Source organism: Synechococcus sp. O70.1 (assembly GCF_047462215.1).
Taxonomy (GTDB): Bacteria; Cyanobacteriota; Cyanobacteriia; order Thermostichales; family Thermostichaceae; genus Thermostichus.
This window is the reverse complement of record NZ_JANSIT010000012.1, coordinates 43,082-62,782: the sequence shown is the minus strand read 5'-3', so window position 1 is coordinate 62,782 and position 19,701 is coordinate 43,082. Positions and strand designations below refer to the sequence as shown.

Below are 19,701 nucleotides of genomic sequence, written 5' to 3'. Positions count from 1 at the left end.
AACGGGATGGCCTGCCTGATCCGTCAGGCTCTTGCCGCTCCCCCAACTTGGGCTACGCCCAGCTTACCACCTACACCTTGCCGCCCTCGGTACGGGATCCCACCCTTTTGAGGCGGCAAATGCCGTACCTAAAAGCAGCCGGAGCTCTAGGGCGAGGGATCCCCGACAAATGAGGCCGGCACCACTGTTACCCCGACGATGCTGTCCTCGGGATCCAGGCGCTGCACCAGCACACCCGTTGCCTCGCGCGACTGGGCAGGAATGGCCTTAGCCAGCTGGCGCATGACCATGCCCCTGGCAGTGACCAAGAGGATCTCGTCCTCGGCATTGACGATGCGCAGGGCCGCTAGCTCATCCGACGCCTGGCGGAACTTGGTGGCGATCACCCCCTTGCCGCCACGGTTTTGCTGGCGGAAATGGTCAATGGCCAAGCGCTTGCCCCGACCTTCCTTGGTGATGACCAGCACCCAGGGATTGGCAAGCCGCTCTCCCTCTTGCTCAGCAGCCCTCACCGCCTCGGCAGAGAGAATATCCATGCTGACGATGGCGTCGCCGGCGTTGAGGGTAATGGCCCGCACACCGCGAGCTGGCCGCCCCAGGGGACGCAGTTGCTCGTCGTCAGCCCGGAAGCGAATACCCATGCCCTGGCGAGTTGCCATGACCACGTCGTCAGCCGGGCGGGCACGGCGCACCCAGCACAACTCGTCACCTTCTTCAAGAGAAATGGCAATCAGGCCATTGGAGCGAACGTTGGCAAAGGCGCTGAGGGCCGTCTTTTTGATGTACCCCCTGCGCGTGAGCATCACCAGGTATTCGTCCTCGCTAAACTCGCCTACGGGCACCATCGAGGTAACCCGCTCTTCCCGGCTCAGCGGCAGCAACTGGACAATGGCACTGCCGCGGGCGATGCGGCTCCCTTGGGGGATCTGGTAGGCGGGCAGAGTATAGGCCACCCCCCGATTGGTGAAAAAGAGAAGGGTGTCGTGGCTGCAACAGGCAAAAAATTGGGCAATGGCATCGTCTTCTTTGATGCGAGCGCCAGCCTTGCCGCGGGTGGCTCGTCCTTGCACCCGAAACTCTTCGAGATCCATGCGCTTGATGTAGCCCTGTTCCGTGAGGAAGATGACCGTCTCGCGGTTTTCGATGAGATCGGCCACCTCCAGCTCACCGTCCTCCAGGCAAAAGCGGGAGCGGCGCGGGCTCCCAAAGCGGGCTTTGAGCTGCAACAGCTCCTCGCGGATAATCTGCATCACCCGTTCCCGCCGCGTGAGAATGTCCCGCAAATCGGCAATTTGCCGCAGCAAGTCCTCGTGCTCGGCCTGGATCTTCTCGGCTTCCAGGGCGGTGAGGCGGCGCAGTTGCATTTGGAGGATGCCTTCGGCCTGCACTTCACTTAGCCCCAGTTGGCTCTGCAGCTCGGCGCGGGCGGTGGCAGTATCAGCCGCTTCCCGAATGAGAGCAATGACCCGATCCAGCTGCCCCAAAGCCACAAGGTACCCCTGGAGCAGGTGAGCTCGCTCCTCGGCTTTCTGCAGCTCGTAGCGGGTGCGCCGCTCGATGAGCTCTACCCGAAAGTCCAGAAAAGTCTGGAGCGCGTCCCGCAACGTCAAGGTGCAGGGCCTGCCGTTGAGGATGGCCAGCATGTTGACCCCAAAGCTAGTCTGCAGGGGGGTCTGTTTGTAGAGGTTGTTGAGCACCACCTGGGGCTGGGCATCCCGCTTCAGCTCAATGACTACCCGCATGCCCCTGCGGTCGCTCTCGTCGCGGATGTCGGCAATGCCCTCCAGTTTTTTCTCATTGACCAACTCGGCAATTTTTTCAATCATGGCTGCCTTGTTGGTCTGGTAGGGCAGCTCGGTGATGACAATGGCCTCCCGCGCCGGCCGGCCCGGCTGCTCGAGGGTTTCGATGGTGGCCACGCCGCGCAGCGTGATGGAGCCGTGCCCGGTGGCGTAGGCTTCGCGGATGCCCTCCTGGCCCAGGATCAGCCCGCCCGTGGGAAAATCTGGCCCAGGGATCCACTGCATTAACTCCAGGCTGCTCAGGTTGGGGTTTTCGATGAGGGCAATCAGGCCGTCCACCAGCTCTCCCAGGTTGTGGGGGGGAATGTTGGTGGCCATGCCCACGGCAATACCGGAAGAGCCGTTCAGCAGCAACTGCGGGATCCGCGCCGGCAGCACCAGCGGCTCTTGCTGGGATCCGTCGTAGTTGTCGACAAAGTCAACGGTGTTAGCGTCGAGGTCCTGCAGCAGGGCTTCCTGGGCAAAGGCCGTGAGGCGGCACTCGGTGTAGCGCATGGCCGCTGGCGGATCGTTGTCAATGGAGCCGAAGTTGCCGTGCCCATCCACCAGGCGCTCCCGCATGGAGAAGTCCTGGGCCATGCGCACCAGGGCCTCGTAAACTGCCTGATCCCCGTGGGGATGGTATTTTCCAATTACATCCCCCACCACCCGAGCGCACTTGCGAAAGGGCCGATCCGCCGTCAGGCCCAACTCGTACATGGCATAGAGGATGCGACGATGCACCGGCTTGAGGCCATCCCGCGCGTCCGGCAAAGCCCTCCCGACAATAACGCTCATGGCGTATTCCAGGTAGGACTGCGTCATCTCCCGCTGCAGGTCAGTGGAGATGATGCGCGCGGCCAACTCGTTGTCGCTCATGGGATGGGAAGAATGCCAGTTAGCTTGACGCAGGCAAGGTAGCCCTAGTCTCAGTCTACCATCGGCCTTGTGAGGAGCTTCCCGCCGGGGCTGCTCGGGGATCCCTGAAGAAGTTCATAGGTAAAAGTCTATTCTCTAACTTGGCCTTAGGGTAACCCTCAATGATAGGCTGCCTATAGCGTTGAGAGTGGCAAGGTATGGTACAGGCTGGCGGAGGCAATCTTCTAAGGGGCTGGCGTCAGCGTCTAAGTCTAGAAAACTGGCGCGGGGATCTCTTCGGTGGCCTGACGACGGCAATTGTGTCCTTGCCGATGGCCCTAGCCTTTGGAGTAGCTTCCGGGGCGGGGCCAGTGGCAGGTCTTTACGGGGCGGTGTGTGTGGGCTTTTTTGCGGCCCTGTTCGGCGGTACCCCCACCCTCATCTCCGAGCCCACCGGGCCGATGACGGTGATGATGACAGCAGTCATTGCCAAGGTTACCGCCCGCTATCCCGAGCAGGGGCTGGCGCCGGCCTTCACGGTGGTCATGCTGGGGGGCCTGTTTCAGATCGTGTTTGGATCCCTGAAGCTGGGCAAATACATTACCCTCATGCCCTATAGCGTTATCTCCGGCTTTATGTCGGGGATTGGCTGGATCATGATTTTGCTGCAGATCCCGCCGCTGTTGGGCCACGCCAGCCAGGGGGGAGTCATTGGGGCCGTGCGGAACCTGCCGACCTACCTGCTCAACCTCAAGGTGCCGGAACTGGGGTTAGGTCTGCTAACGCTGGCAATCCTTTTTGGCTATCCCAAGCCTTGGCGGCGGGCGGTGCCGCCCCAGTTGGTGGCCCTGGTGCTGGGAACGTTGGTGGCCAGCTGGTTCATGGCGGATTGGGATTTGCGGCGCATTGGCCCCATCCCCACTGGCTTGCCGCAGGTGCAATGGCCGCAGCTGCCCTTTGCTGCCTTGGCCAGCCTGGTGTTGGACGGGGTGGTGCTGGGCATGCTGGGCTGCATCGATACCCTCTTGACGGCGGTGATTGCCGACAACCTCACGCGCACCCGCCACGACTCTGACCAAGAGCTGATTGGGCAGGGAATTGCCAACCTGGTCTCTGGCTTCCTGGGGGGCTTGCCGGGGGCCGGCGCCACCATGGGCACAGTGGTGAACATCCAGTCGGGCGGACGTACCCCTCTAGCCGGCATTACCCGAGCGTTAATCCTGCTGATGGTGGTGCTGTTTGCCGCTCCCCTGACCCAAGGGATCCCGATGGCCGTGCTGGCAGGGATCGCCTTTAAGGTGGGGGTGGATATCCTCGACTGGAGCTTCCTCAAGCGGGCCCACCGCCTCTCCCTCAAAGGGGCAGCCATTATGTACGGGGTGATGTTCATGACCGTATTTGTGGATCTCATCGCCGCCGTGGGAGTGGGGGTGTTCGTGGCCAACTTGCTCACCATCCAGCGCCTGAGCGAGCTTCAGTCGGAAGAGGTGAAAGCCATTACCGATGCGGACGATGCCGTAGACCTCACCCCGCGGGAAAAGGAATTGCTGCGCCAGGGCCGCGGCCAGGTGCTGTTGTTTTACTTGAGCGGCCCGATGATCTTCGGGGTTTCCCAGGCCATTTCCCGCCAATATCAGGCGGTAGCCTCCTGCCAAGCTTTGGTGGTGGACCTATCGGATGTGCCGATGCTGGGGGTTTCGGCGACCCTCTCCCTGGAAAATGCCATTCGCGAGGCCCTAGATCGCGGCAAACAGGTGTGGATCGTCGGCGCCAGAGGCCGCATCCGGCAGCGCCTGGAAAGCCTACGTTTGCCCCTACCGGCGGAGCGGTTTGTGGAAAGCCGAGAGGCCGCTTTGGCCGAGGCCGTCGCCCACTTGGGCTTGGCGGCAAAACCCAGCCCCCTAGTTTGAGCCATCTCGACTGGCCCGAGGACAAAAGCTGTAGGCTTTTTGCAGCACCTCTATGGACTGGAAGGGTCGGATTGCCTACTTGGCAACCCTGCATTGCAAAGAGAAGGTGATTGCCCCTCTCTTGGCCGAGCATCTGGGGATCCAGGTGCAGGTGATACCTCTAGACACCGACCAATTCGGCACCTTCTCGCGGGAGCGCCCCCGGCCAGGGGATCCCCTTCACACCCTACGTCTAAAGATCGAGAGAGCCCGCCAAGCTTACCCTGCCCCCTTGGTTTTGGCCAGCGAGGGATCCTTCGGCCCCCATCCCCAGATCCCTTGGATTCCTTGGAACCAGGAATGGGTCATGCTCAAGGTTTTTGAATCCGGCGCGGATCCCTTGGAGCTGGTGGGCTATGCAGAAAGTACCCAAACCAATTTCAGCCATCGCTGGGTGCAAAGTTTTGCGGAAGCGCTTGACTTTGCCCAAAAAGTCGGTTTCCCCGAGCATGCCCTGATCGCCCTCGACCAGCCGGAAAACCCCCAAGTTATCCACAAAGGGATCCAAGACGAAGCAACCCTGAGGCAGGTGGTGGAGGAGCTGCTGGCCCGGCAGCAGGGGCTGCACCTGGAAACCGACATGCGGGCCCTGTACAACCCAACCCGCCTGCAGGTCATCGCGGCAGCCACCCAAAACCTCATTGCCAAAGCCCAAAGCCTTTGCCCAGCCTGCGGCACTCCCGGCTACTGGCGCATCCGCCCCCTGGCAGGCTTGCCCTGCGGCCAGTGTGGTGCTCCCACCCCTGTAACCAAGGCATGGATCTATGGCTGTGCCCGCTGTTCCCACACCCACACCGAGCCTGTGGCAGAGACTTGGGCGGATCCGGCTCAGTGCCCCTTTTGCAACCCCTAGCTTCCCGGCGCCCCCTCCAACTTCCTCAATGGATCCCAGGGCGAGGGCTCTCCTCTAGTCCTTGATTCCCTGGACAATCAGCCACTTTGTGGCATGACCAACCTCCTGCCTTGACGGAGATGGGCTGAGCGAGTAGGCTTGCGAGTACATCTTTTCTGGTAGGCCCTTTGCCTAGGCTAAAGTTGGCTCCGTCTTTAGCCGGTGTGCCTTATGGGGGCTCGTAGCAACTACCTGCAGCAAGGCCTACGGCCCGCTATCGCGATCGCGGGGAAGTTACGCCTGTGGAGATTCCTCTGGCGGTGTGGTAGGGGTAAACTCTGCCACTAGCTGCGGGTCGTGGAAGCAGGAAGAAAGCGTCAACCTGGAGCAAAAGTCCGCTTTTGTCCAGCGTTGTATAAGTCTTTCAGAGCGGCAAGGCTTGGGAAGCAAAAAAGGGATCCGCAGTGGCGGATCCCTAAATTTTTAACCTAGGCAGGACAGCAAGGGGTTAGAAGGTAAACACTGCCCGCAGAGCGCCCACACCAATGGTTGGGTCGTTGTCTCCTGGCCTGCCGCCGTTGGGGTTGCTTACAAAATAGGCAGCAGGTGTCAAGGTAATGTACTCATTGACCGGGAAGCTGTAGTAGACGTCCACTACGAAGGGGCGGGTATCCCACACGCCAGAATTGTCAGTGGTCACGATTGGCTGGCCGAAGACCACACCACCTTTGGCACCCTCCACGAACAGATCCGGGAAGACAAAGCCAAACAGCCAGCCGTTGAAGCTTTCGTCACCTGGATCGATAGTGCCAGCTGGTACCACATTAGGCAGGTTGTAATCGACATTGCCAGCGGTGAACCAGCCGGACACCGTAATCCGTGGACTTACATCCCACTTAGCGGCCACCGTAAAGGCATTGACCCGCGCAGAGGTGGTTACCTCAGTCCGGCGCAGCGGCCCTCGGAAGAGGTTACTGCCGGTGGCCAAGAAGCTGGGGCCTCCTGTGGCATCCTGCAGATAGGTGGTGGCGAACTGCAGGTAGAACTCCAGCTCTTTTGTAGGCAAAAAGCCCAGCTCCACCGTGTGAGCGCTGTCGTTGCCCGTCAAACCGCTGTCACCAAAGCCGCTGCCTAAGTCCTGGGCGCCGCGAGTGCTGTAGGCGTAGGCTAAGCGAAGCTGGTCGCTGAGACGAGAGCGGAAGCCAAACAGCGTTCCACTGGGCACATCTCCCGTGGATTTGGGAAGGTCGGCAAAGTCAGAAAGGGCATCGAAGGGAACGCTGTATTGAAGGACGCTGGGCACCCCTGTGCCCGTGATGCCGGCGTAGATGGTGGCAGCGCCGTTAAAGGCAGGGAACTGATAGACCAACTGGGCCAGGGTGAAAGTGCCACCGCCACCCCCGCCAAAGCCAACGCCTGGATCCCCAGAGAAGAAGGCGGTTACCGCATTGCGAGCCTGCAGGCGGATGCGCAAACGGTCGCGGCCAGCAAAGGAGGCGTCGAAGTTCAGCCGCACCCGATAGGGCAGGGTAATGTTGGCTTGGTCCTGCTCAGCCACAACCCTTCCCCCAACAACCCGATCCTCTGTCAGGGCGCTGCCCAGAATAGCCGTAATCACCTCGGCATTCAACTTGGTAACCGGGTTGAAGACCTTGCCTTTGAGGTCGTTAATATCGGCCTCTGCTGCCTCTACCCGCCCCCGTAGAGCCGCCAGCTCAGCCGCAAACTCCTCCTGCAGCCGCTGCAGCGTAGCCAAGTCCTCTTTGGAAACCTTGTCGGCCAGCCCAGCAGCGATCAGCTCGTTGATGCGATCCAAGCAGGCGTTCATCCCAGCGGCAAACTCATAGCGGGTCATGGCCCGGTTGCCGCGGAAGGTGCGGTCGGGGTAGCCGGCAATACAGCCGTAACGCTCGACCAGAGATTGTAGCGCCTGGAAAGCCCAGTCAGTAGGCTGCACATCCGAAAGTTCAGAGATGGAGGTGACCGGCCCCGTCGCTTGGGCATAAGCCACCCCAGGGGTCAAGACTGCCGCTGCACCTAGAGTCCCAGCCAGCAGCGTTTTCCAGTAGTTCGCGTGTTTTGCGGGCATGTTTCTCTCCTTGTTCTTTGTCCTCACACCTGTCTTGGCTGTAGCAGTGCCTTCTAGAAGTAACAGGCCGTCTACCTCGAGAGCGAGCCTGACAATTGCGGACTTTAGAAGAATAAATAACACAACATAGTACAGCCCCAGTCCATACCGTCTACCACTTTACACACTTTTTGAGCCAGACTCAATGCGAGATCCCCAGGGCTAGATAATTCAGGCTCCACACCCATTACTCTACCCCAGGGATCCGGCCCTGGCTAGCGGGTGTATCCCCCAAGCTGCCAGCCTGGATGAGGATGGGCGGTACCGGACTCGAACCAGTGACATCCTGCTTGTAAGGCAGGCGCTCTACCGCTGAGCTAACCGCCCTTGGGGATCCCGGCTACTGAGTTTAGCATTGGCGGGCGCTATCTCCCCATGCCCAGGCTCTGGGCTTTCTGGTACACCTTGCCCTCGGTGAGCAGGGAAGGGGCAATGCAGATCTCCACCTGCTGCATTTCCTTGAGGTTGGCAGCGCCCAGGGTGGCCATGCTGGTGCGCAGAGCACCCCAGAGGTTGTGGGTGCCGTCATCGAGGCGGGCGGGGCCGCACAAGATTTCTTCCAGGGTGCCGGTGCATCCCACGCGGATGCGGGTGCCGCGGGGCAAGACGGGGCTAGGAGTGGCCATACCCCAGTGAAAGCCGCGACCGGGCGCCTCTTGGGCACGGGCCAAAGGGGATCCGATCATCACTGCATCGGCCCCACAGGCAATGGCTTTGCAAATGTCGCCACCGGTCACCAATCCCCCATCGGCAATCACAGGGACATAGGTGCCGGTTTCCGCCAGGAACTGCTCCCGTGCAGCGGCACAGTCGGCAATCGCTGTAGCCTGTGGCACCCCCACCCCCAACACGCCGCGGGAGGTACAGGCAGCCCCCGGGCCGATGCCCACCAGGACCCCCGCTGCTCCTGCTTGCATTAGCTCTAGGGCCACCTCGTAGGTGACGCAGTTGCCCACCACTACGGGAATGGGCATAGAGCGGCAGAACTGGGCCAAATCGAGCTTTTGCATGCCCTCAGGCACCTTGTGGTGGACGGAAACCACAGTGGCCTGGACGAAAAACAGATCCCCCCCCGCTTCCGCGACCAGGGGGCCGTATTGGGCAGCGTGGGCGGGCACACAGCTAGCGGCAGCAATGGCGCCGGCAGCTTTGATCTGGCGAATGCGCTCTTGGATTAGCTCTGGCTTGACCGGCTCGCTGTAGAGGCGCTGCATCAGGGGGACGAACTCGTCTTTGCCAACTGCGGCAATCTGCTCCAGCACCTCGTCGGGATCCGCGTAGCGAGTTTGGATCCCATCCAGGTTCAGCACTCCAAAAGCTCCCAGCTTGGAGAGCAAAATCGCCATCTTGACGTCCACCACGCCATCCATGGCGCTGGCAATGATGGGGATGGGTCGTTGGATCCCTCCTATAGTGAAGTGGGTATCCACCAGGCTGGGATCCAGGGTTCGCCTGCCCGGCACCAGCGCAATCTCATCCAGTCCGTAAGCCCGTCTTGCCTGTCGATTGCGGCCCAGTTGGACGTTCATTTCTTTCCTCTTTAGCAAGAGGATCTCTTAATTATAATTAATCATGCCGCCAAGGAGGTCTCTAAAGCTAGAGAAAGTTTTGGAGTCAACTGGCTTCTTGGGCAAGGGTGTGAAGATGTGCCCTTCCTGCAGACTTCCGAAGCTGTGGCAGCGCTGGGATCCCCAGCGGAAGCCGTAGAGGGCAATGTAGGCGCACATCAAGGCATCGACTTGGTCTTCGTAGTTTTTGAGCTGGCGGCCTCTAAGGGATCCCACCTCCACTTGGAGCAGGGGCTCGTGGCCCTGCAGAGAGGGATCGGTGCTGGCCAAGGCGCGCAGATGTTGCTGGTACAGCCGCCAGGCCTGTTCTCGCTCCTGCCAGCTGCGGCGGGGACGCGCCTTGTAGGGGAGGCTGCGGCTAAGGCCAAACAGGCTCACGATGGCACTGTGGGGGAAGACTTCAGTAACTTGACGGGCCAAGCGCCCCTGCTCGATGCTGGCCTGCTCCTGAAAGCCATAGCGGGCGAGGGCTTGCACCAGCGCTTCTCCTCGCACCTGACCATTTCTTTCCAGAAGCCGGCGGTTGGCGGGGTGGGCGCCGGCAGCGTAGGGTCGAAACACACGGTTGAGTTCGGCTTCTGCCTGCCGCTGGCCCCTCAAGTTAGGAACGCGCAAGGGGGCATCCACTGCCACCAGGCAGGGATCCCCTCTAGCTTGGGCTTGGATGTAGTCCACAATTTCCTCATTGGTCCCCAGAAGGCGGCTGTCCAGGAGGTAGCCTGTCAGGTTTTGAATGGCGGGATCCAGAATCTCCACCTCCAGCGTCGCCACCCCCGAAGGGTTGCGGGCTGACCAGGCCAGATCTAGGCCAATGCAGACTAACCGTGCCACGCCGCCTTCTCCTCTGCGCCCCCTGGGATAAGGAAAAGGGATCCCACCTGGGATCCCGAAAGATTATTTCAGGCAGTCAACTCTACCCCGGCAAGGCAGCAGACTCTCTGCTACTGGAGAAGCTGCCGCCTCTTCGTGCCAGGGGATTAGTAGTCGTAGTCATCCGCGCCGCCGCCACCAGCCGGCTTGTTGTTCTTGGGCTCGGGCTTGTCCACCACAATAGCTTCGGTGGTGAGCACCATGCCGGCAATCGAGGCAGCGTTTTGCAGGGCAGAGCGGGTGACTTTGGCCGGGTCAACGATACCCGCTTCGAACATATCCACATAGGCGTCGTTCTGGGCATCGTAACCCACCGTGAAGGGCTTCTCTTTCACCCGCTCCAGCACAATCGAGCCGTTCTGGCCGGCGTTCTCGGCAATGCGGCGCAGCGGAGCGCCCAGAGCACGGGCCACCAGCATAGCCCCCACCAGCTCATCGCCAGACAGGTTGGCCTGCGCCCACTCCGTAACCACCGGAATCAGGTGGGCCAGAGTGGTGCCGCCGCCGGGGACGATCCCCTCTTCTACCGCCGCCTTGGTGGCGTTGACGGCATCTTCCAGGCGCAGCTTGCGATCCTTCATTTCCGTTTCGGTGGCCGCGCCCACTTTAATCACCGCCACACCGCCAGCTAGCTTGGCCAAGCGCTCTTGCAGTTTTTCTTTGTCGTAGGTGGAGTCAGTCTCTTCAATTTGGCGACGGATTTGCTCGCAACGGGCTTTCACCGCCGCTTCGTTGCCCTCCGCCACGATGGTGGTGTGGTCCTTGGTTACCGTGACGCGGCGAGCCGAGCCAAGGGACTCAAGACGCGCGTTCTCCAACTTCAGGCCGCGCTCCTCGCTAATCACTTCGCCGCCGGTGAGGATGGCGATGTCCTCCAGCATGGCTTTGCGGCGATCCCCAAAGCCAGGCGCTTTCACCGCCACCACGCTCAGCACGCCCCGCAGCTTGTTCACCACCAAGGTGGCCAGGGCTTCCTTCTCAATGTCTTCGGCAATGATCAGCAGCGGACGACCAGCGCGGACCACTTGCTCCAGAACCGGCACCAGGTCTTGCACCAGGGTAATCTTCTTGTCGGTGATCAGGACGTAGGGGTTCTCCAGAACCGCCTCCATCCGCTCCGTGTCAGTGACGAAGTAGGGGGAGATGTAGCCTTTGTCAAAGCGCATCCCCTCCGTCACTTCCAGCTCGGTGGTCATGGACTTGCCTTCTTCTATGGAGATCACCCCCTCGCGGCCCACTTTTTCCATGGCCTCGGCAATCATGCGGCCCACTTCCTCATCGTTGCCAGCAGAAATGGCCGCCACCTGGGCAATGGCTTTGGAGTCTTCTACTGGGCGGGCGTGTTCGGCAATTTTGTCCACTAGGAACTTCACTGCCTTGTCAATGCCGCGCTTGAGGGCGATGGGGTTGGCGCCAGCAGCCACGTTCTTGAGCCCTTCTTTCACCATGGCGTGGGCCAAGACCGTAGCTGTAGTGGTGCCGTCGCCAGCGATGTCATTGGTCTTAGAGGCAGCTTGACGGATGAGAGAAACTCCCGTGTTTTCAATGTGGTCTTCCAGCTCAATTTCTTTGGCAATGGTTACCCCATCGTTAACAATCTGGGGTGCGCCAAATTTTTTCTCCAGCACCACGTTGCGCCCTTTGGGGCCAAGGGTAACGGCTACGGCCTCTGCCAAAATGTCCATGCCGTGTTCAAGAGCGCGACGGGCTTCTTCGCTGAAAATAATCGACTTAGCCATAGTTAACCTCCAACGGTCAGCCAACGAAGGATAAGCTAGAAGCTAGCAGCAGTCGGTCTCTTTTACAGCACTTGCTGCCTCTTGCTAGAACTACTGAACAATGGCAAGGATGTCCCGCTCAGCTAGCAGCACATACTCCTCGGTACCCAGCTTCACCTCCGTGCCGGCGTACTTGGAGTAGAGCACTCTGTCGCCTACTTTCAGCTCTATTGGAATAACCTTGCCATCGTCATTGCGCTTGCCAGGACCGACCGCAACCACTTCCCCTACTTGGGGTTTCTCTTTGGCAGTGTCAGGCAAAAAGATCCCGCCTGCGGTTTTCTCATCCTGCTGGGCAACTTTCACCAGCACACGGTCGCCCAGCGGTTTCAGCGTAGAGACGTTCAGCGTTACTGCAGCCATACTAAGTGTCCTCCGTGATGCCTATGACAGGAAGTCAAAGGGTGATTGAGGAGTCAACTAAACTCGCATCCATTGAGGCTTTAGCACTCTCGGCTTCCGAGTGCTAGTTTATCAGTCAGCTCTGCAGCCTGACAATAGCTGCAACGACAGACGAGGCGGTTGGGTGTGGATCTCCCGACTTCCTCTGCGCCTTTTGGGGGAGGAGAGGCGGTGCAAATTCCCTTGTTTCAGGTGGATGCCTTTACGGCAGTGCCCTTTAGGGGCAATCCGGCAGCGGTTTGCTTGCTGTCCCAGGAGCTGCCGCAGGAGCTGTTGCAGGCAATTGCGGCAGAGAACAATCTGTCGGAAACAGCTTTTTTGCTGCCCCAGGGATCCTGGGATGGCCTCCCCCACTACAGCCTGCGCTGGTTTACCCCCACAACGGAAGTGGATCTCTGTGGGCACGCCACCCTAGCTGCTGCCCATGTGCTCTTGAGCGAAGTTCACCCAGAAGCTCAGGAGGTGGCCTTCTCCACCCGCAGTGGCCAGGTGTTGGTGCGGCAGCAAGGAAAGCGGCTAGCGATGGATTTCCCCTCCCAGACTCCCCAACCTTGGCTGGAAGCGCAAGAACAGGTGGCGGCGGCCTTGGGGATCCCTCCTCTAGAGTTGTACCGCGGCAGCATGGGGGTAGCGGTGCTGGCTTCGGCGCAGCAGGTGCGGCAAGTCCAGCCGAATCGGGCTCAGGTGGAGGCGCTCTCTGTCTCCGGGTTAATCGTCACCGCTGCCGGAGCAGATTTAGAGGAGGGAGCGGATTTTGTTTGCCGCGTTTTCGCCCCCCGCTTGGGGATTCCGGAGGATCCCGTAACCGGCTCTGCCCAGTGTCTGTTGGCGCCTTATTGGTCGGAGCGGCTGGGTCGAACTGAGCTCAGGGTGCGGCAGCTCTCGACGCGGGGGGGTGAGCTCTGGTGTCGCTATCTCGGCGCTCGGGTGGAGATTGCCGGGCAGGCAGTGCTGGTGATGGTGGGAGAGCTGAGGATTCCTTAGAAAAAACACCCCGGCTGGTTCCGGGGTGCTGGGAATGATTGGAAGAGTGGGGCTAGCCCAAAAGTTCTGCCGCCTGAATAAGTTCCACTTGCTTTTTCTTGAGTACCAAGAGGAGCTGAGTGATAGCCACTGCCGCCAGGAAGGCCACCATCCACTTCACCCGATCCGGGCTCTGCAGCACCAGATCCCGCTCCACTTGGCCAAAGCCGCCCACGTTGGGGTTGTTGGTAACCGGATCCCCTTCTTTGACGCTGTCGCCAATGTTAACCACCAACTCCGGCCCCGGCGGCACCACCAGATGCTGGATACCGTTCTCAGTTTCGAAGCTGAGCACTCGCGTGCCCGGCAACTCGTATTCGGGTGGCACCAGGGCGGCGAGCTCTGCCGGCAGGTCGCTAAGATCCGACTCGATAGTGGCGATGCTGGTCAGGCGGCCGGTGGCGGGAGCGCGGAAGACGTTGTTGTTGCTGAGGCTGCCATCGGGGTTGATCTGGCCACGGCCCCGGTTGGCGCCAATGTAAACCCGATATTTCATGAAAGCCACTGAGGGATCCTCTTTCGGGTCAGGGGCTACCACCGGGAAGACGATTTCCTGGTGCTGCTCACCGGGCAACGGCCCCACCAGGAGGATGTTGGGCTTCTGGTCACTGTAGGGAGTGATGTAGGTCTCAGCGGTCTCCTGCCGCTGCTTTTCGGTCATTTCCTCCTCGGTGGCCAGGCGGAAGCCCTCTGGCAAGATCACCACCGCGCCAACATTCAAGCCGCCCTTGCTGCCATCTGCTAGCACCTGCTGCTTGCTTAGGTCGTAGGGAATCCCAACTTTAATGGTGAACACCTGACCGGGGGTAACCGCCTGCGGCACTTCAGCCCGGACAGGCATGGCGTTCAGGTGGCAGTTGGCGCAGACAATTTTCCCCGTTGCCTCGCGGGGGTTGTCGTAGGCCATCTGGGCATAGTAGGGGTAGGCTGCTGCTGGCGGAGATGCTACGACCACTAGCAGCAGCGCGCACAAGGCCAAGAAAAAAATTCGCTTCATAAGCTCAACTCAAAATTGCAATTCCAATCTGCAAAAGCTTTTTGCGCCCTCTCCTCGAGAGCCTGTGGACGCTCTGGCCAAGACCAACGCCGTGCCCTCTTCAGGCTTTCCTCTTGCCACCGCCAGCTCTGCAATGGCGCGCTTTAGGCCTCGCGGAAATCGGGGCCCTGCCAGGGGCTAAAGCGAATGTTGTCGCCGTCCACCGTGACGCTGACTAGCTCCAACGAACGGGGAGCCGGCCCCCGGATGACCTTGCCATTGGCTGCATATTGGGATCCGTGACAGGGGCACTTGAAGAGGTTTTCTCCTGCATTCCAGGGCACCACGCAGCCGAGGTGGGTGCAGACGGCGTTGAGGCCGTAGTTAGCCACCGCTCCATTGTCGATCACGATGTAGGTGGGATCTCCCTTCAAGCCCTGGGCCAGGACGCGGTCCGTAGCCGCGTGGGTAGCTAGCAGCTCGCTGACGCGAATTGGCCTGCCGAGGGCATCTTGGGCAATCACTCCCTCCCCTGTCCCACCGGCAGAGGGAGGAATGAAATACTTCACCACCGGGTAGAGGGCACCCACGACCACCACCCCCACCGAGCCGCTGAGAAGGGCGTTCAAGAGAACCCGCCGGCTCATGGGGGGCGCCTCAAAGTTGCTCATCGCTTCGGTCATAATGGTCAGGAAAGCCTGAGAAGTTTTAACGTTCGTTGACAAACGACACCATCCTAACCGAGCCCCCTAGCCAATTTCATTAAGAAATGCAAAGCTAGGAGCAGCTCGAGGGGGAGGCCGATGCATCCAAGCCAACCTATGAGGGGATCCGAGTTGCAAGCTTTGCTGCGGGAGAAGTGGGGCTGCTCCTACGACGTGCAGCTGCGCCGCATGGGGGGTAGGGTGGTGTTGTTGGTGATGTGGCGCTACCTAGAGCAGCCCTCTTTCCCCTTGACGGAGGCCGAGTATCTGGCTCGCCTGGAGTCGGTGATGGCTCATCTGCAGGCTTGGGGTGTGTGGGAAACGGTGCGGCGAGAAATTGAGGCTACCCGCCAGAAACCTCGCATAGGCAAGGCGGTGGCCATTCCTCTGAATTTGCAAGGGGTGGGAGAGCGGGCCTGCGAGTGGCTGCTGTAGCCTGGCTCTTCTCTACAACGGAAAACTCCACCGGCTTGCGGCTATCCAACTTCCACCAGGCCGGCCTGCAGGGCCTGCAAAAACTGGCGGGCGGTGCGACCGGAGAAGCCGTTCTGCTGCTGAGCCCAGATCAGCGCTTGGCGGCGCAAGGTATCTAGAGGCTGAGAGAGGCCCAGCCGCTGCGCCAAGTGTTCCACCGTAGCCAGATAGTCGGCTTGGCTAAAAGGGGCAAAGGTAAGGGTAAGGCCAAAGCGATCCCGCAGCGACAGCTTTTCCTGCACCGTATCCCAGGCATGGATCTCTTGATCTTGGGGGTTGGGACGATCGCCAAAAAACTCGCGGATAAGGTGGCGGCGGTTGCTGGTGGCATAGAGGCGCACATTGGGCGGCGGTGGGACGAGATCTCCCTCTAGGAGCACCTTGAGCTGCTTAAACTCGGTTTCGTCCGCCTCAAAGGAGAGGTCGTCTACAAATAGGACAAAGGGCAGCGCCTGCTGTCGCAGCTCCGCCAAGATCTCCGGCAACTGCATCAAGTCTCTGGGTCTTAGCTCCAGTAGGCGCAGTCCCTGCGGGCCGTAGCGGCGCAACAACGCCTTCACCAGCGAAGACTTGCCGGTGCCCCGCGCTCCGTAGAGCAACACATGCAAAGCCGGATCCCCCCGCAGCAGCGCTTCGGTGTTGGCGGCCAGCTGCTGTTTCTGCCGTTCGTAGCCGTAAATCTCTTCCCATTCGGGCAAGTCGGGAGCAGGGATCCCTTCTAGCCCTGCTGGCCCCCAGCGAAAGGCCCAATAGCGGCCATAGAGCCCTGCCCCTGCTTGGCGGTAGTGGGCAATCAAGGCCTCCAGGCTCTGGCCCCAATCGGCCAAGGGGCGAGGATCCCAGCCAGAGCTGCTGGTGTTTTCATCTGGCCAGGAGATCCCCAGGCCCAGCGCCTGCATTTGCTCGGCGATCGTCTCCTGGCTATTGGCTAGGATTTGCAGGCAACGGAGATCGTGGCGGGCCGCTTGCAGAAGGGGTGCTGGGATCCCTTGCGGTTGCAGCGCCGCCCGCGAGAAAGGGTTATCGGCCCAGCGGATCTCCCGGATCAGCCACTCCCGCCAGCTCAAGCCTTGCTGGGCCAAAAGCTCAAACCAACGCCCATAGGCTCTCCAGCAGGGCAAGGGATCCCCGCTCATCAACTGCTGAATGAGCTCCTGCCAGGCTAGGGCCAGGGGACGGGCGCAGATGTCCCGAAACACCAGCAGCCTAGCCGCCGCTTCCGCCGCTTCTTCTAGGGGAGTCATTACGGCCCGCTACCCCAAGCCTTGCGCCAAGAGGGCTGCCTCCAAGTAGCGCGAAGGGGCACCCTACTACCTACTATGCAACAAACCTTAACCCTGGTTTGTCAGCTAGCCTTCACCCCCACCCAGGTGGCTAAGCCCTGCTTGCGCCAGGGGTGCGGGCCACGGTGGTCGACTGCTGGATAAGCTGGGCTTAGCTAGAGGGACAAACAAGCTAGCATTGTAAAAAATCTTTGCCCTGACTGGGTTTCTATGACTGACGTCCCCGTCTCCCGCATTCGCAACTTTTCCATCATTGCCCACATTGATCACGGCAAGTCTACCCTTGCCGACCGGCTGCTGGAGGCAACCGGCACCGTCTCAGCCCGCGAGATGAAGCCGCAGCTTCTAGACAGCATGGAACTGGAGCGGGAGCGGGGCATCACCATCAAGCTACAGGCGGCCCGCATGAACTACCGTGCCCAAGACGGCCAGGACTATGTCCTCAACCTCATCGATACGCCAGGGCATGTGGATTTTTCCTACGAGGTCTCCCGCTCGCTGGCTGCCTGTGAAGGGGCGCTGTTGGTGGTGGATGCTTCTCAAGGTGTGGAAGCCCAAACCCTGGCCAATGTTTACCTGGCTTTGGAGAACAACCTGGAAATTATCCCCGTCATTAACAAAATTGACTTGCCTAGCGCCGACCCCGAGCGAGTCATTGCCGAGATCGAGCAGGTGATTGGCCTTGACTGCAGCGGGGCGATCCTAGCCTCTGCCAAAGTGGGCCTCGGTATCTCAGAGATTCTCGAAGCTATTGTGCAGCGGGTACCGCCGCCGCAGGATACGGTAGCGGATCCCTTGCGGGCTTTGATCTTCGATAGCTACTACGATCCCTACCGGGGTGTGATTGTCTATGTGCGCATTGTGGATGGGGAGGTGAAAAGGGGGGACAAGATTTGCTTCATGGCCTCTGGCCGGGAGTACGAGGTTACTGAGCTGGGAGTGATGCGCCCCCACCAAGAGCCGGTTGAGTCTCTCCACGCCGGGGAAGTGGGCTACATTGCCGCTGCCATTAAAAGCGTTGAGCACGCCCGCGTGGGGGACACCATCACCCTCGTTCATCGCAGGGCTCTTGAGCCTCTGCCCGGCTACAAAGAAGCCAAGCCAATGGTGTTCTGTGGACTTTTTCCCAGCAACTCGGATCAGTACGCCGAACTCAAAGAGGCCTTGGAAAAGCTGAAGCTCAACGATGCCGCTCTCCACTTTGAGCCGGAAGTCTCCCCTGCCATGGGCTTTGGCTTCCGCTGTGGTTTCTTGGGCCTCCTCCATATGGAGGTGGTTCAGGAGCGGCTAGAGCGGGAGTACGACCTGGACCTGGTGATTACAGCCCCAACGGTGGTTTATCAAGTTACCCTCAACAATGGCTCGGTGCTCCGGGTTGATAACCCCAGCAAGCTGCCTCCTCCCAACGAGCGCCTTAGCATTGAGGAGCCCATTGTCCGCGTGGAGATGATTTTGCCGGAGGAATTCGTTGGCGCGGTGATGGAGCTGTGCGAGACTAAGCGCGGCATCTTTAAGGATATGAGGTATCTGGCTCAGGGCCGCACGACGCTGGTGTACGAATTGCCTCTGGCGGAAGTGATCACTGACTTTTTTGACCAGTTGAAATCTCGCACCCGCGGCTACGCCAGCATGGACTACCAAATGGTGGGCTATCGGGCTGACGATCTGGTGCGCTTGGATATCCTCATCAATGGCGAGCCGGTGGACGCTCTCTCCACGATTGTGCATCGGGACAAAGCCTTTCAGGTGGGCCGGTCTCTAGTGGCTAAGTTGCGCGAGCTGATCCCACGCCACCAGTTTGAGGTGCCCATCCAAGCGGCGATTGGCTCGCGCGTCATTGCCCGCGAAACTATCCCTGCGCTGCGCAAAAATGTTTTGGCCAAGTGCTACGGGGGAGACGTAACTCGCAAGCGCAAGCTGCTGGAAAAGCAAAAAGAAGGGAAAAAGCGCATGAAGGCACTGGGAACAGTGGATGTGCCCCAAGAGGCGTTTATGGCAGTGTTGAAGTTGCAAAATGACTAACCTAGCCTTGCGCCGCGAGGAGGTGTTGGCCTGGCTGCAGGAGCGGGTGCCTCCTCCCCGCCTGCGCCACATCTTGGGAGTCGAGGCAATGGCCCGGCAACTGGCGGCTCACTACGGATTGGATGAGGAGAAAGCCGCTTGGGCAGGTCTGATGCACGACTTAGCTAAGTCTTTCCCGGCGGAGCAACTGTTGCAGCGGGTAGCTCGGGAGCGGGAGCTAGACGAGATTGAACGGGCTGAGCCCCACATCCTCCACGCCGAGGTGGGCTCCCTGTTGGCGCGGGAACAGTTTCAGGTGCAGGATGCGGAGATCTTGGCGGCCATCGCCAACCACACCCTAGGCCAGCCCGGCATGGATCCGCTCAGTTGTGTGGTTTTTGTAGCCGATGCTCTGGAACCCAACCGCGGCAGCAGCCCAGAGCTGGAGCAGTTGCGGCGCCTGGCTTTTGTAGATTTATCTAAAGCTGTGGTGGGGGTTTGCGATCTAAGCCTGAGATTTTTGCTAAACCGGAATCAGGTGGTTCATCCACGCACCCTCATGACTCGCAATTATTTCCTGCTCCATCCTTTGGATCAAAAGGATTTCCAGAGGTCTGCGTCTCCAGTTCTTTCCGTCGTTTCAGGAGGGTCTTAGTTGCTACAGCTCATGCCTGCCCGTGCCAGGGATCCCGTCTATCGCATGGCGCTGAGTGCAGCTCGCGCAGCGGAAGAAAAAAAAGGTGGCGACATTGTCCTGCTGGATGTATCTCGAGTTTCCACACTGGCAGACTACTTTCTTCTAGTCAGTGGCTACTCGCTGACGCAAGTGCGCGCCATTGCCCAGGCAATTGAGGAAAGGCTTTGGGAGGAGTGGCAACGGACACCGCAGCGCATTGAAGGTCAAGACTCAGGCTCGTGGATCCTCATTGACTACGCCGATCTCATCGTCCACGTGATGATGCAAAACGAAAGAGAGTACTACGACCTGGAGTCTTTTTGGATCCAGGCCGAACGGGTTGAGTTGCCTTTAGCCGGCTAGATCCCTAGCTCTGCGGGTCGACCTTTCAGACTAGG

At 60.0% G+C, this 19,701-nt stretch carries 16 protein-coding genes and 1 tRNA gene; 7 read left to right on the top strand and 10 right to left on the bottom strand.

What is annotated here, in order from left to right:
* Positions 1–146 precede the first annotated feature (146 nt).
* A complete protein-coding gene (gyrA, locus tag NW833_RS08285; protein WP_414412153.1) occupies positions 147–2,660 on the bottom strand; it encodes a DNA gyrase subunit A in 2,514 nt (837 codons plus the stop codon).
* A gap of 197 nt (positions 2,661–2,857) precedes the next feature.
* On the opposite strand from gyrA, the gene NW833_RS08280 reads away from it, so the two are divergent.
* A complete protein-coding gene (locus NW833_RS08280; RefSeq protein WP_414412152.1) occupies positions 2,858–4,549 on the top strand; it encodes a SulP family inorganic anion transporter in 1,692 nt (563 codons plus the stop codon).
* 52 nt (positions 4,550–4,601) lie between these two features.
* Complete coding sequence (locus NW833_RS08275) at positions 4,602–5,441, top strand: DUF6671 family protein (protein WP_414412151.1); 840 nt, start codon at positions 4,602–4,604, stop codon at positions 5,439–5,441.
* Positions 5,442–5,928: 487 nt separating this feature from the next.
* Here the strand turns inward: NW833_RS08275 and NW833_RS08270 are convergent, their stop codons facing one another.
* The 6 genes from NW833_RS08270 to groES all read right to left on the bottom strand — a co-directional run bounded on the left by NW833_RS08270 (position 5,929) and on the right by groES (position 12,127).
* Complete coding sequence (locus NW833_RS08270) at positions 5,929–7,509, bottom strand: iron uptake porin (protein ID WP_414412150.1); 1,581 nt, start codon at positions 7,507–7,509, stop codon at positions 5,929–5,931.
* 294 nt (positions 7,510–7,803) lie between these two features.
* Positions 7,804–7,875: transfer RNA gene (locus tag NW833_RS08265), tRNA-Val, on the bottom strand.
* A gap of 38 nt (positions 7,876–7,913) precedes the next feature.
* A complete protein-coding gene (locus NW833_RS08260) occupies positions 7,914–9,077 on the bottom strand; it encodes a GuaB3 family IMP dehydrogenase-related protein (protein ID WP_414405644.1) in 1,164 nt (387 codons plus the stop codon).
* 27 nt (positions 9,078–9,104) lie between these two features.
* Positions 9,105–9,947 carry a DUF429 domain-containing protein gene (locus tag NW833_RS08255; protein WP_414412149.1) on the bottom strand — a complete coding sequence of 281 codons (843 nt, stop codon included), beginning with the start codon at positions 9,945–9,947 and terminating at the stop codon, positions 9,105–9,107.
* Between the two features lie 146 nt (positions 9,948–10,093).
* Positions 10,094–11,725 (bottom strand): chaperonin GroEL, encoded by a 1,632-nt coding sequence (gene groL / locus NW833_RS08250; protein ID WP_414412148.1) that lies wholly within the window; start codon positions 11,723–11,725, stop codon positions 10,094–10,096.
* A 90-nt stretch (positions 11,726–11,815) separates the two neighbouring features.
* Positions 11,816–12,127 carry a co-chaperone GroES gene (gene groES, locus NW833_RS08245; protein WP_414393818.1) on the bottom strand — a complete coding sequence of 104 codons (312 nt, stop codon included), beginning with the start codon at positions 12,125–12,127 and terminating at the stop codon, positions 11,816–11,818.
* A 210-nt stretch (positions 12,128–12,337) separates the two neighbouring features.
* On the opposite strand from groES, the gene NW833_RS08240 reads away from it, so the two are divergent.
* Entirely contained in the window at positions 12,338–13,150 is an 813-nt protein-coding gene (locus NW833_RS08240) for a PhzF family phenazine biosynthesis protein (RefSeq protein WP_414412147.1), read from the top strand.
* Positions 13,151–13,202: 52 nt separating this feature from the next.
* On the opposite strand, the gene NW833_RS08235 is transcribed toward NW833_RS08240, so the two are convergent.
* Both NW833_RS08235 and NW833_RS08230 read right to left on the bottom strand, forming a co-directional pair.
* Positions 13,203–14,186, bottom strand: coding sequence for an apocytochrome f (locus NW833_RS08235; protein ID WP_414412146.1), 984 nt, complete (start codon positions 14,184–14,186; stop codon positions 13,203–13,205).
* Positions 14,187–14,329: 143 nt separating this feature from the next.
* On the bottom strand, positions 14,330–14,848 hold the full coding sequence (locus tag NW833_RS08230; RefSeq protein ID WP_414405669.1) for a cytochrome b6-f complex iron-sulfur subunit: 519 nt from the start codon (positions 14,846–14,848) through the stop codon (positions 14,330–14,332).
* Positions 14,849–14,986: 138 nt separating this feature from the next.
* Between NW833_RS08230 and NW833_RS08225 the strand changes: the two genes are divergently transcribed.
* A complete protein-coding gene (locus NW833_RS08225) occupies positions 14,987–15,304 on the top strand; it encodes a DUF3067 family protein (RefSeq protein WP_414412145.1) in 318 nt (105 codons plus the stop codon).
* Positions 15,305–15,345: 41 nt separating this feature from the next.
* On the opposite strand, the gene NW833_RS08220 is transcribed toward NW833_RS08225, so the two are convergent.
* Complete coding sequence (locus tag NW833_RS08220; protein ID WP_414412144.1) at positions 15,346–16,587, bottom strand: ATP-binding protein; 1,242 nt, start codon at positions 16,585–16,587, stop codon at positions 15,346–15,348.
* A 249-nt stretch (positions 16,588–16,836) separates the two neighbouring features.
* Between NW833_RS08220 and lepA the strand changes: the two genes are divergently transcribed.
* The 3 genes from lepA to rsfS are packed head-to-tail and all read left to right on the top strand — an operon-like array spanning position 16,837 to position 19,666.
* Positions 16,837–18,648, top strand: a complete 1,812-nt coding sequence (lepA, locus tag NW833_RS08215; RefSeq protein ID WP_414412143.1) for a translation elongation factor 4 — start codon at positions 16,837–16,839, stop codon at positions 18,646–18,648.
* On the top strand, positions 18,641–19,282 hold the full coding sequence (gene yqeK, locus NW833_RS08210; protein WP_414412142.1) for a bis(5'-nucleosyl)-tetraphosphatase (symmetrical) YqeK: 642 nt from the start codon (positions 18,641–18,643) through the stop codon (positions 19,280–19,282). Before lepA ends, yqeK begins: the two co-directional genes overlap by 8 nt.
* Entirely contained in the window at positions 19,283–19,666 is a 384-nt protein-coding gene (rsfS, locus tag NW833_RS08205; protein WP_414412141.1) for a ribosome silencing factor, read from the top strand. It abuts the gene before it with no gap.
* Positions 19,667–19,701 lie beyond the last annotated feature (35 nt).

Coding starts and splice junctions, on each gene's coding strand:
- NW833_RS08260 (WP_414405644.1), bottom strand. CDS start 9,077: ATGAACGTCCAACTGGGCCGCAATCGACAGGCAAGACGGGCTTACGGA.
- groL (WP_414412148.1), bottom strand. CDS start 11,725: ATGGCTAAGTCGATTATTTTCAGCGAAGAAGCCCGTCGCGCTCTTGAA.
- NW833_RS08235 (WP_414412146.1), bottom strand. CDS start 14,186: ATGAAGCGAATTTTTTTCTTGGCCTTGTGCGCGCTGCTGCTAGTGGTC.
- lepA (WP_414412143.1), top strand. CDS start 16,837: ATGACTGACGTCCCCGTCTCCCGCATTCGCAACTTTTCCATCATTGCC.
- gyrA (WP_414412153.1), bottom strand. CDS start 2,660: ATGAGCGACAACGAGTTGGCCGCGCGCATCATCTCCACTGACCTGCAG.
- yqeK (WP_414412142.1), top strand. CDS start 18,641: ATGACTAACCTAGCCTTGCGCCGCGAGGAGGTGTTGGCCTGGCTGCAG.
- groES (WP_414393818.1), bottom strand. CDS start 12,127: ATGGCTGCAGTAACGCTGAACGTCTCTACGCTGAAACCGCTGGGCGAC.
- NW833_RS08275 (WP_414412151.1), top strand. CDS start 4,602: ATGGACTGGAAGGGTCGGATTGCCTACTTGGCAACCCTGCATTGCAAA.
- NW833_RS08225 (WP_414412145.1), top strand. CDS start 14,987: ATGAGGGGATCCGAGTTGCAAGCTTTGCTGCGGGAGAAGTGGGGCTGC.
- NW833_RS08230 (WP_414405669.1), bottom strand. CDS start 14,848: ATGACCGAAGCGATGAGCAACTTTGAGGCGCCCCCCATGAGCCGGCGG.
- NW833_RS08220 (WP_414412144.1), bottom strand. CDS start 16,587: ATGACTCCCCTAGAAGAAGCGGCGGAAGCGGCGGCTAGGCTGCTGGTG.
- NW833_RS08280 (WP_414412152.1), top strand. CDS start 2,858: ATGGTACAGGCTGGCGGAGGCAATCTTCTAAGGGGCTGGCGTCAGCGT.
- NW833_RS08270 (WP_414412150.1), bottom strand. CDS start 7,509: ATGCCCGCAAAACACGCGAACTACTGGAAAACGCTGCTGGCTGGGACT.